The sequence below is a fragment of the Psychromonas sp. L1A2 genome, assembly GCF_009828855.1.
GTDB lineage: Bacteria > Pseudomonadota > Gammaproteobacteria > Enterobacterales > Psychromonadaceae > Psychromonas.
This window is the reverse complement of sequence record NZ_WUAG01000002.1, coordinates 538,546-550,695: the sequence shown is the minus strand read 5'-3', so window position 1 is coordinate 550,695 and position 12,150 is coordinate 538,546. Positions and strand designations below refer to the sequence as shown.

General features: G+C 33.0%; 9 protein-coding genes. 7 read left to right on the top strand and 2 right to left on the bottom strand.

Translation table 11 applies throughout. The features are described 5' to 3' along the window. Positions 1 to 72: 72 nt before the first annotated feature. Positions 73 to 456, bottom strand: a complete 384-nt coding sequence (locus GQR59_RS12900; protein ID WP_160063338.1) for a DUF2750 domain-containing protein — start codon at positions 454 to 456, stop codon at positions 73 to 75. Positions 457 to 947: 491 nt separating this feature from the next. Between GQR59_RS12900 and GQR59_RS12895 the strand changes: the two genes are divergently transcribed. The 3 genes from GQR59_RS12895 (at position 948) to GQR59_RS12885 (ending at position 5,338) form a co-directional block, all read left to right on the top strand. After that, complete coding sequence (locus GQR59_RS12895) at positions 948 to 2,594, top strand: diguanylate cyclase (RefSeq protein WP_160063336.1); 1,647 nt, start codon at positions 948 to 950, stop codon at positions 2,592 to 2,594. 256 nt (positions 2,595 to 2,850) lie between these two features. Next, positions 2,851 to 3,273, top strand: coding sequence for a hypothetical protein (locus GQR59_RS12890; protein ID WP_160063334.1), 423 nt, complete (start codon positions 2,851 to 2,853; stop codon positions 3,271 to 3,273). A gap of 736 nt (positions 3,274 to 4,009) precedes the next feature. Next, positions 4,010 to 5,338, top strand: coding sequence for a DUF2254 domain-containing protein (locus tag GQR59_RS12885; RefSeq protein WP_160063332.1), 1,329 nt, complete (start codon positions 4,010 to 4,012; stop codon positions 5,336 to 5,338). Positions 5,339 to 5,521: 183 nt separating this feature from the next. Here GQR59_RS12885 and GQR59_RS12880 read toward each other — a convergent pair whose 3' ends face one another. After that, positions 5,522 to 6,463: a mechanosensitive ion channel family protein gene (locus GQR59_RS12880; protein ID WP_160063330.1), complete on the bottom strand. Its 942-nt coding sequence runs from the start codon at positions 6,461 to 6,463 to the stop codon at positions 5,522 to 5,524. Between the two features lie 618 nt (positions 6,464 to 7,081). Between GQR59_RS12880 and GQR59_RS12875 the strand changes: the two genes are divergently transcribed. The 4 genes from GQR59_RS12875 to cyoA all read left to right on the top strand — a co-directional run bounded on the left by GQR59_RS12875 (position 7,082) and on the right by cyoA (position 12,150). Further along, the gene (locus GQR59_RS12875; protein WP_160063328.1) at positions 7,082 to 8,101 is read left to right on the top strand and encodes a mechanosensitive ion channel family protein; all 1,020 of its coding nucleotides are present in this window, start codon (positions 7,082 to 7,084) and stop codon (positions 8,099 to 8,101) included. Positions 8,102 to 8,347: 246 nt separating this feature from the next. Next, a complete protein-coding gene (locus GQR59_RS12870) occupies positions 8,348 to 9,601 on the top strand; it encodes a sensor domain-containing diguanylate cyclase (RefSeq protein ID WP_160063326.1) in 1,254 nt (417 codons plus the stop codon). Between the two features lie 586 nt (positions 9,602 to 10,187). Beyond that, on the top strand, positions 10,188 to 10,592 hold the full coding sequence (locus tag GQR59_RS12865; RefSeq protein WP_160063324.1) for a hypothetical protein: 405 nt from the start codon (positions 10,188 to 10,190) through the stop codon (positions 10,590 to 10,592). A gap of 625 nt (positions 10,593 to 11,217) precedes the next feature. Next, positions 11,218 to 12,150: a ubiquinol oxidase subunit II gene (gene cyoA / locus GQR59_RS12860; RefSeq protein WP_160063322.1), complete on the top strand. Its 933-nt coding sequence runs from the start codon at positions 11,218 to 11,220 to the stop codon at positions 12,148 to 12,150.

The following is a 12,150-nucleotide window of genomic DNA, read 5'->3' as shown; positions in this document are numbered from 1 at the left end:
TATTGGAACGTTTTATGGTGAATGGATATTGTAAATGTATGACGCGCCATACACTCACAATAATCTACCTGCTTACTTTTTAGCTTGTAGCTTTATTTCATGTTCAAATTCGTCCGGAAAGAAGATTAAACCATTAAGATCTTTATCTGGGAATACCACTATTGATAATTCATCGTCTTCTAGTCCTCGTGTCCAACGCTCAGACCATTTATCTAAGCTGATAGCCTCTGCTTTACAGTGCGACCATTCTTCAGTTGCCCACTCTTCAGCAAACTCTTTATTAGGCCATACAGGAACACAATCTTCATCTTCCGTATTCAACATGACACAGCCGTGTTCATCGATTAATAACCAAATCTGTTTCTGTTTATTAACTTCTTTACATAAATATTGAAAGCGTTGCTGTTGGTCAAACTTTAAAATTTCTTTAATACGTGATGGGGATAAGTCACTCATGTGCAGTCCTGTTCATTACAAATCTAATATTTGATTAGCTTAAAGTAAATATTCTGTTTTGCTAGGATATATTTAACTAGCTGCATTTTTAATTACAACTTGTATCACTTTTGATGCTAACCATTGGATTCTACATAAGATAACAATCATTTACTTTTGCCATTCTATTTAACGGAAAACGTATCGTATTAGAAGGCTAGTTATTCATTGTTGATAAGTGTTTTACTTACTAGAGTCCTGAATCGTTTAAAGTCAATATTATCGTATTTTTTGTTTCTAATATGTCGAATTTGATCTTTAAAACTTAATAATTAGTCTCTAATTTAATACCTATTAGTCTCTAATTTAATACCTAATAATAGTGGCTATTTTTGATTGAAACTTGATAATTATTTTTTTATTCAACTTTACAATGTATATTCAACTAATATTCTTTTTTATTCGACGTTTTTAGTTAGGTAAATTGCAAGTCGAAAATTTTTAGGGGCTTTATGTTTCAAAGTATTAAAGCAAAAGTAATTACTATTTTTTCTCTCGCGATGATTATCTTTACCTGCCTCCTTCTAACGATTGTTTTTATTAATGAGCGTGAACGAGTGCTAGATCTCGAATTGGAAAAATCGACTGACATCTCAAAAATGCATGCTAACTTACTCAGTCAAGAGTTTGCTCAGTATGTTGCTATGTTGCAAATGGTTAGCGATAACCCTCAATTAAAAACTAATGATAAACCCTTTATTATGCAGCAGCTACAAAGGCTGATGATGATAGGCAAAGGAAATTTCATTAATGCTATTTATGTTGATAAAAACTTTAATTTAACCGATGTGTTAGGACATGAAAATAAAGTAACTAATCCTTTGTTCGTGCATGGAGAGCAGTGGCGAGGAAAAGAGTATAATATTACAGTACTCATGCAGAGTCAGTTTGAAAAAAAACCTGTAATAATAGTGGCTGTTCCTATCCTAAATAATCAACAAGAGTGGATAGGTAGTATTGCCGTTGCTGTGCCTATATCGGCTTTAACTAAAAAATTGTCACCGATTAAACTCACAAAGCAGAGTTATGCTTGGCTGGTGGATTCAAACAATTTAATTGTTTCACACCCCTCTGAAAAGCTTGTATTGAAAAGCACACTTTCAACTGAAGAAAGTAAAAGTTATCCTGGTTTTTATAAAATAGTAAAACAAATTAATTTACAAGATCATGGTTATGGTCGTTATATGGATGCTGCCATTAATGAGTCTAAAATTGTGACATTTTCTAAAGTCGACTACTTACCAGGTTGGACACTATTTGTGACGACAAAAGAGTCTGAAATCTTTATCGCTATCTATCAAATCTTATATAACATATTAATTATTTCATCTATTTTAATGGCGGTATTTTTAATTTTTATTAGCCAACTATCTAATAGTGTAACAAGGCCCATTATTAAATTAACTAAAGAGATAAAAGTAGCGGTTAGCAGTAAAAATCATGACTTTGAAGGGGTTAATTCTAAAGATGAAATTGGCCAATTATCCAAAGCTTTCAAAGGTAGCTTTAAAAAAATTCGTTCACACACAGAACATTTAGAAAAAGTAGTGAATGAACGTACAGAAGAAATATCCACTAAGAACGCTTTGTTGAGTGAACAAAATGACAAATTGGAAGAACTTGTTTCTAAAGATCCTTTAACTCATCTTTACAATCGTCGAGCTTTCATGTCTTTACTTGATAAAGAGCTTGCTAGAGCGAAGAGACATGGTGCAACTATCACGCTAGCTATTCTAGATATTGACCATTTTAAGAAAGTAAACGATACCTTTGGCCATAACGAGGGTGACCAAGTTTTGTGTTGGTTTGCTAATGAACTCGTTAATAATATGCGTACAGAAGACCTCATATGCCGTTGGGGAGGCGAAGAATTTGTTATCTTATTATGGGAAGCAAGTGCTGATGGTGCGTTTAATAGGATGGATCAGATACGAGAAAAAATCTCAAAAATTCAGTTAGATACAGTTGGTCAAATCACTTTTAGTACTGGCATGGTAACCATGAAAGAAGGTGAGGAGTTTAAAGACTGGCTACACAGAGCTGACGATGCACTATATAAAGCCAAAGCAACGGGAAGAAATCGTATAGTAAAAAATTAAACTTATTAACCAACCTTATCAATGCAGTATAGAGTCACAAAAACTATGTATTTGATTACTCATTGATATTTAACCTACTTATTTGATAAACAGCCGAACTTTCTTGATTGCTACCTGTCTCACCAGCGGTATTTGAGTTAATTATCTTAAATCCTTAGTTATGAACCGTTCTTTGTTTATTAATATAGAACTTAATATGGATTAAGAATTTACAAATAATGACTCTTAACAATTCAATTAACCAACGGAAATAATCATGATCAAATTAAAATATTTAACAACTTCTATTATCGCTTTAACTGCTGTATTTGCTTTAGCTGCATGTGATGATAAGCCTGAAAGTACAACAAGTGAAAAGGTTAACGAAGTCGCTACTGATGTAAACAATGTAGTTAAAGAAGCCGGTGAAAAAGTCGATGAAGTTGTTCTTGAAGCTGGTCAAGCTGCAGACTCTGCTGGTAAAAAAATGACTGAGTTGGTTGACAGTGCTGACGCTGCTGCTGAAGAAAGTGGCGAAAAAATAACTGATATAGCAACAGATGCGGGTAATTCGGTAAATGATGCTGCTAACAGTGTATCTGATAAAGCAAGCGATATGGCAACAGATGCAGGTAATGCAATTGAAGATGCTTGTGAAAGTGCTAAAGAGGGTGTTGCAGCTCAGGACACTGACTGCTAATTAATATTATAACTATACTCGCACAGTCATAAAAATGATCGTATTTTTATGGCTGTACTTTATTAAATAACGATACAGTAATGTATAAAAATTAACGTATTGATATCCAATAACACTATCGCTTTCATTATCCAATTTGGGAGCGAAATGATCTATATACTAACGTTAATTTCGATAGTAAATACTTACTTTTTGTTCTCTGCTATAAATGGTCACTTCTTGGTTTTATCTTTAAAATATTAAATATATTCTTATCTGTTCTGAAAACCTATTTTTTCAATAATCAAATGTTATACCGATTACATTAAATAAGTGATCTAAATTTTGCGCAGGAAAAATGAGTTAGTTCAAGGCGAAAATTGAGTTAAATGGTTGTTCCCTTTACGAAATTTACAACGAAGAAATAAGTTATTTTAACAAGTAAAATAGATAACTTAATTAGTGTGATTGGTATTAATATCGACATTAATTTAATTTGACTTAAGTTAAGTAAATGGATTTTTTGATGATAATTCATTATTAAACTAAATCATTGATGTTAACAGTAACTAGGCTAATAAAACGGCTATTTGGGTTAAACTTGCCTTTATGACATTTTTACCTGAAGGGCATCGCATGACAATAAAAGCCTTATGTTAGCGTCATAATTGATAAACCTTAAATGTATATAAAAGTAGATTACTTTTATATACATATACTTATTATCATTTCAAAATAAACATAATTAGGTGAAAATTTGCAATTTAATTTCATGAAATATGCATTACTGATAGAAAAGGCTCGCTCTAGCTTTTGGTTTTTACCAGGTTTTATGGTGCTAATGTCTATATTGTTGGCTATTTTAACGGTCTGTATTGATGCTTTTTTTATTCCTAGTTTAGATATCTCTATTCCTATTATTTATAAAATGGATATAGAAGCGATTCGTTCTTTATTGGCAATGATTGCAGGAGCGATGATTACGGTTACTAGTATTGCCTTCTCTATTACGATTGTTGCTTTAACCTTGGCTTCTTCGCAATTTGGACCACGTTTACTGCGTAATTTTATGATGGATATAGGCACTCAATTTGTTCTCGGTGCTTTTATCTCAAATTTCTTATTTTGTATTCTCGTTTTTTGTGCGATTTCTTTTCAAGAACCTTATGCTTTTAAACCCGGATTAACGGTTATTATCGCTGTCGCTATGACCTGTATTAGTGTTGGTGTTTTAATTTACTTTATTCACCATGTGGCTAAATCTATTCAAGCTGATATTGTTATTGATGACGTCTATCGTGAATTACAGAGCGGCATTGAAAAGCTATTTCCAGCTATTCAAAATAGCGAACAAACAGTGGTGTCACCTAAGGTAACAGACAGTGATTTTAGAGTGCGAAGTAATCTACAAAACGTATTGTCAACATGTAGTGGTTACGTACAAACAATTGATATTGAAAAGTTATTAACGCGTGCTAATGAAAATGAAGTATTGATTGAGTGTCACTTTAAACCGGGTGATTTTGTTGTTGAAGACTCGGTTATAGCGACTATTCACTGTGATGCTTCAATCGATAAAAATATAATTAAAGACGTTTTAGACCTGATTACCCTTGGTGCCTGTCGAACACCAGTTCAAGATCCTGAGTTTGCAATTCATCAGTTAGTAGAAATAGCATTACGTGCGCTTTCACCGGGCATTAACGACCCGTATTCTGCCATTACCTGTATCGATAAACTTAACGCTACATTATGCGTATTAACTAAAAGAGCATTTCCAGAAAAGCAGCATTTTGATCAAGCTGGCATATTAAGAGTCATTAGCAAAGTGCCTACATTTAAATACATTGCTAAGGCTGCATTTGATCAAATAAGACAGCACGCAAATAATAATGTATCAGTGACTATTAGGTTACTTGTCTCTTTGCAGGAGTTGATGGTATTTGCAGGTAATGATGAACAAAAACACTTTGTTATTAGTCAAACTAAAATGATTAAAGAGCAACAATCTAAACAGTCTTTAGCTGAAGAGGATTTGCAAGAAATTAATACTAAAGTTGATGCCATTTTATCAACTGTTGATTAGGTGCTAAATAAAGAGAAGAGGGCATGTAACATAAATAACGATTAAAGTCTCTTCGAGAACAATGAATCTATTCTAGGACTAAGATGTAAAAACTTAGCCCTAGAGTAGTATCAGATAGGTAGTAACTGTTTATTATAAACTTAAAAAAGAGTCACTTACCTCTATCTTTTAGTTGTTTGATTGTTACTCATCAGGTCGTTTACTCTCTGCAACACTATCATTATTATGGTCCTCAGTAGCGTTCAACATGTTATTTAATTTTTCTCCTCCTTTTGCACCAAAGTCCAGTGTTCGAATAGGGAAAGGGATTAGAATATCTGCCTTTTCAAGGGATTTTTTCACACCTATAATGGCTTCATGTTTGGCTTGCATAAAACCTGTTTTACCAGGGTAATCTATCCAAAACCATAATAATAAATTAACGCTGCTATCTCCAAAGTCTGTTGCGTACACTGCAGTTTCTTGTTTTTTAATGACGAACTTGTACTGATTTATATGTTCAACAATGATCTTGGTTGCTTTGTCTGGATCGTCTGCATAAGAAATACCAAAAGGAACTTCTATGCGTCTTATTCCTTTTGTAGAGTAATTGGTTAATATATTTCTAAATAATATTTTATTTGGAATTATTTCTAATTGTCCTGAAAAAGTTTCAACTAACGTATTTCTTAAATTAATTGTTTTAACTTCACCAAATACTTTATCCGTTTCGATAATGTCACCAATTTGGAATGGCTTACGGATACCCATTGCGATGCCGGCAATGAGATTCTCTGTCATGTCTTGAAATGCAAAACCGATGGCTAAGCCAACGATACCAGCACCTGCCAATAAAAAGGTGACGGTACCACTTAACCCTAGGAAGTCTAATGCAATAAAAATACCAGCAACCAGTACACCTACTTTGAATATAGATGACAACAAATTCGCTATTTGAGGGGATACTTTAGTTCTACGTAAAAAATTATTCATTATCTTACCTGCGTAACGGGCAAGAATTGAAAAGAAGATTGCGATTAATATAGCCACAACAATATTAGGTAAAATTTTAATTGTTGCTTCAAGCCATGACTCTAATTTTTCGTAGATTAAACTCCAGAACTTTTCAACTTTTAATAATTCCATATAGTTTCCTAAGGATTGTGTTTTTTGCTTATGGCCCTCATTTTGAATTGAAGGATCTGCTTTTTAATGCTTTTAATGAGAAAAGGTTTTACTGGTATTTTAAATGTTAATTAATACAACAATAACTTTAGCAGAAAGCAAGTACATGGTGCCAATTACATTACTTGTCGTTTGTTGTGACTATCCTCGTTGCAGTTCAAAGTGCTTTGTTTTTCGCTAATTTGGATCCCAATCAAGGTGCAACATGATGATAATGGCTAGTCCTTATCGAAAGTTGCAACGCAGAATTAGTTTTCAAGCTAACCGCTCAAAGGGAAAACTGAGAAGCAAACGTCTTCGTTATTAGAATTAACCCATTAGATCTTTTTCTTTCAGGCTAGAATTTTTTCACTTCACTACTTGTTGAATTTTGCACCTTAAGTGGTAATTAGCTTAAGAATATAAGCTTAGTTTTATATTATTTATTGTGATTTAGGTGTGTTAAAGCTATTTATATTTAAATAAAAATCATGATGAAATTATTAAAATTATTATTTCATCAATGAGGTTATTTACATATAAAGGCTATTTAAGTAGTTTAAAAGATACCCTATTCAGCACAGTAATAATGAATGAACAATGATGAAAATTCAAATGGTCATAGATGATTTAGTTCAGTTTTCTCAAGTAGTATTAGATAAATTACCTTCAATATTTATTGGTTTAGTTATTTTTGTCACTTTTTTTTGGTTATCAAAACCTATTGCTAATTTGCTCACTAAACCATTAACTAAAACGACGAATAATCGATTAATACAATTAGTGATTCGTAGAACCATGAGCCTATTGATCGTTCTGTTAGGCCTATACATATTATTACGGCTTGTTGGACTGACACAATTTGCTGTTGCTTTATTAAGTGGTACTGGTGTATTAGGGTTAATTGTTGGCTTTGCGTTTAAAGATATTGCTGAAAATTTTCTATCAAGTTTATTATTAAGTATTCAACGTCCTTTTAAACTAGGCGATATTATTGAAGTAGCCGGATATTTAGGTGTGGTCAAGAAAATGACCTCTCGCGCAACTACGTTGGTTGATTTTAATGGCGATCATATCCAATTGCCTAACGCGACAATTTATAAAAATGCGATACGTAATCTTACTGCAAATCCAAACATAAGAGCCTCTTTTGATATTGGTATTGGTTACGATACTGATTTTGATTATGCTCAGTCTTTAGTTGAAAATATTATGAAGCAACATCCTGCGATATTGGAAGAACCTGCTCCTCAAGTATTGGTTAACTCATTGGGATCATCAACTTGTAATTTACGACTTTATTTTTGGATTAACAGTGAAATTAACAGTCAGTTAAAAATCTCATCGGTTTTGATGAAAAAAGTAGTTGAGGTTTTTCTGGAAGAAAAGGTTACGATGCCAGATGATGCGAGAGAGCGAATTATTTTGTCACAAAGTGTAGAAGAAAATAGACCTTCTAAACAACAGAAAGAACCGCTACCTAACAATGCTTCCGGTAAAACGACTAACAAATTCGAAGACTATAGCGATGATGATATTAGTAGTGACCATCAAGATATAAGAGAACAAGCTGCTAAAGCTCGAGACCCTGAAGAAGGAGAAAATATTTTAAGTAATTGAATTTTTGTATATTAATAATACAAGCACCTTATGGTAAAAATAACGATTATCATTTACTTGAGAATGTTCATGCTAATATTAAATCAATAAATATAAATAAAAAGACAGTTAAATGTGATATTTTCTATTTATTATGGACCAAGTTATTTTTTGTCAGCGCTTATGATAAAGCGATTGAGTATTAAAAGACGTAAAATGACACGTTAAAATATATTGAGCTTATGCTAATCATGGAGTAGGTACAGCATGACAGGTTTTTCTGAACAATTACTTATTGAGCCTCATTATGGTGTTGTAGTCCATCGTGACTTTGAGCCGCTTTATAGTGATGACAATTACGCACGTTTTTATGGTTATAAGAGTGCTCAAGACATTTTATCGCTTAGTAGCATATTAGAATTGATTTCTCCAGTAGAACATCTAAAAGCGGTAGAAGCATATAAAGATCTTATCTCTGGTAAGCAGAAGCCTGGTGTTCGTACTTATAAAAACATTGATAAAGAAAATAATGAATTAACAGTACTTGCCATTGATAATATTATTGATTGGCAAGGTGCTCCTGCAATGCAGGTTATTATTATTGACCTAAGTTATCAATTTGAGGTGCAGCGTAATTTGAGGTTAAGTGAAGAGCGTTATCGAGTTTTAGTAGATGGATCAATTCAAGGTATCCTTGTACATAATAATTTTAAACCGTTATTTTGTAACAATGCTTATGCGCAAATGTTTGGTTTTAAGAATGAACAAGCGTTGCTCGATAGTGAAACTATTCTTCCGCTAATTCCTTCTGAGTTCCATGAACAGGCTCACCGAGATAATAGATCATTACTTGCAGGAGATGAAAGTGTTATTAAGACTGAAAGTAAAGGAATATGTGTTGATGGTTCAACAGTATGGGTGAGTTTATTATCAAGAACAGTTATCTGGGATGGTGAACAAACCACGCAAATAACTGTAATCGATATTACAGAGCAACAGCTACTTCGCGAACGTCTAGAACACAGAGCTAATTATGATGTGTTAACTAACCTATTAACACGTCGAGCCTTTAATGAATTATTGGCAGAAGAATTTAATTATGCGCAGCAACATTCGAATGCTTTGTGTTGTGTATTAATAGATATCGACAATTTTAAAGAAATTAATGATAAAAATGGTCATCATAGCGGTGATAAAGTGCTCCAATCATTTGCTATTACTGCTAAAAAGAACCTCAGAGAAAGCGATTTTATTGGTCGTTGGGGAGGAGATGAGTTTGTACTTATTTTACCAAAAACTGACCTTGAACATGCAAAGTTGATTGCCGAACGTCTTTGTAAAGATTTAGCGACGTTAACCGTTATAACTGATGTTGGTCATTTAAAGTTTTCAGTTAGTATTGGTGTTTCTTCATTATCGAAACAAGTACATAACGTCGAAACCTTGTTGTCTGAAGCCGATAAAGCATTATATAAAGCAAAGCATCAAGGGAAAGGTGGGGTTGCTGTCGCTTCTCAGTAATACTTAAGTTTGTAAGTGATCTGTTTTATAAAGGTAAAGCATTTCCACAAGCAATTATCTTCTATAAAGGAATAGTCCCGCTCGTTACTATTTTTTGTTAGATGTTGGAGAGAAATTCTCTTCAACAATTCCTAATGAAAAATCTATCTATCAAATGTATCTCCTACTAGTCGTTGAATAAAACTCATAGTTTAAATATATTTCTTATTTATTAATCGTTAATTTGATCCATTGTGAGATTCAATAAGTATATAAATACATTGGTTTTATATTGAATTTTTTACTTAGGTACCTTATACAAAATAAGATATTTAGTTTTGAAGAATATAGCGCACTTCAGCTAAGAGTTTTAATGATGTAATAACAGGTTAGTCAGTCGTTCCATTTTAATTAAAACTAAATAACTTACTTGTTGAGGGCTTTTCTACTTGTTGCCTACAATGACTTTGTTATACTTGCCAAAATTTAGTGCTTACTAAAGCTTTTTTTGATTTGAATCACAATAGACGCTTTGAAAATGAAGTAGGGAATGTGGGCTCAAGTCGTTTGTTTTTAATAAACCTATATAACTACTAAGGTCAATGCTTTGAGTTTACAACGTTATTTGCAAATAAAAATACTATCTATGCTAAATAGATTGTATTTGAGTGCGCGATACCTTTGTGTTGAGCAAAAATTGTTGTCTATATTAACTATTATATTCGTTAATGCGATCATGATGTTTAGTGGTGTTATTGAATATATTACAGAGTTAAGCACTTTATTAATAGAAAGCACTTTAGCTGAGTCTTCTTTAGTTAATATATTCAGTTTTTTAGCTGATCCTGAGCTATCGGGCCAACTGCTTGTTGGTTTATCTTGGTTAATTTTTCTTTTCTTTTCAGCCCGTCGAACCGCTATCGTTTTACAAAAAGCGGCCTTTGCTCTAAGTGAAACACTTCAGTCCTTTATTGGACTTAATACTCATGGTTGTCGCGCACCACCTCAGTAAATAGTTGAACGCAAACAGTTGTTGATATTCTTTAATAAGTTTTGAGGTTTTTTGTCTCATTTTTAAATTATATAAAAACAGTATTTCGCGATTCAACCAACTCCCTTAATTTTCTCATTCTTATAATCGTTAGTTTTTCTATTGGTTCTAAAAATACTGAGAAATTATCTACTCTGTTGTTTTTAAATTACTTAAATCAGTTTTAAACAACTTCTTTCAACATTTAGGTTATACCAATTTAGTTAATTAAATTGTTTAACATGACATATGAAAAATGAGTAATACCAACTACATCAAATAAATGATCTAAATTTTGCGCAGAAAAAATGACTTAGTTTAAGGCGTAAGTTGAGGCCTTTCGAAGATTAACTTTGTTAATCGTCTATCGGAGAATTAATTAAAAGAGATTGATTCTTTAATGGCTGTTTCCTTTACGAAACTTACAACGAAGAAATAAGCTATTTTAACCAGTAAAATAGATCAGTTAATTAGTGTAATTGGTATAAATACAAGGTGTTTTTAATCCCAATAGTGAGCTATTAGGATTAAAAATAGCGTTGTTGTTCATTTCAACAAGTGATGCTTTCAAAGTAATTATGCTGATAGGTATTAGTAGGATAGTCCATTGTTAATTCGCAACCTTTGTAATATAGCGTTAGCTAGTACAGTGCTGGCATTGTCTGGCTGTTCAGGCGGAGTACTTGATCCAAAAGGTCAAATCGGTATTGATGAGAAGAACTTAATTATCATCGCTACCGTTCTTATGCTGCTTGTCGTTATCCCCGTTATTGTGATGACTTTATATTTCGCATGGAAATATAGAGATACACAAACTCATGAAATTTATGCTCCGAAATGGGCTCACTCAACTAAAATAGAAGCTTTTGTTTGGGCTATTCCAATTTTGATTGTCATTGTTTTAGGTGTCATTACTTGGGAGTCGACCCATAGTTTAGACCCTTATAAACCGATCGAAGGCAAAGGTAAGCATCTTACTGTTGAAGTCGTTTCATTAAACTGGAAGTGGTTATTTATTTATCCTGAGCAAGGTATTGCGACGGTAAATGAATTGGTGTTCCCCGCTAATGTGCCGGTTGAATACAAAATTACATCAGAAAGCACAATGAACTCATTCTTCATTCCGCAATTGGGTAGTCAAATTTACTCAATGGCAGGCATGGAAACTAAGTTGCATTTAATTGCTAATGAGCCAGGTACCTTTAAAGGCTTCTCTGCAAATTATAGTGGAGCGGGTTTCTCAGGCATGAAATTTAATGCAATTGCAACGCCTACCCAAGGTGATTTTGATAAATGGGTAAGTGATGTAAAAGCAAAGGGTAATAAACTGACTAAAGCTAATTATTACGAACTAGCTAAAGCAAGTGAAAATAACCCAGTAACCTATTACGGCGATGTTGATGAAGGTTTGTTCCACACCATTATCATGAAATATATGCCAGGTATGAAAGACATGAAAGGTATGAAGAAAATGACTGATATGCCTCATGACATGGCTGAACATTCAGCAACACCATCTATTAGCCAAGGCGAGGAATAA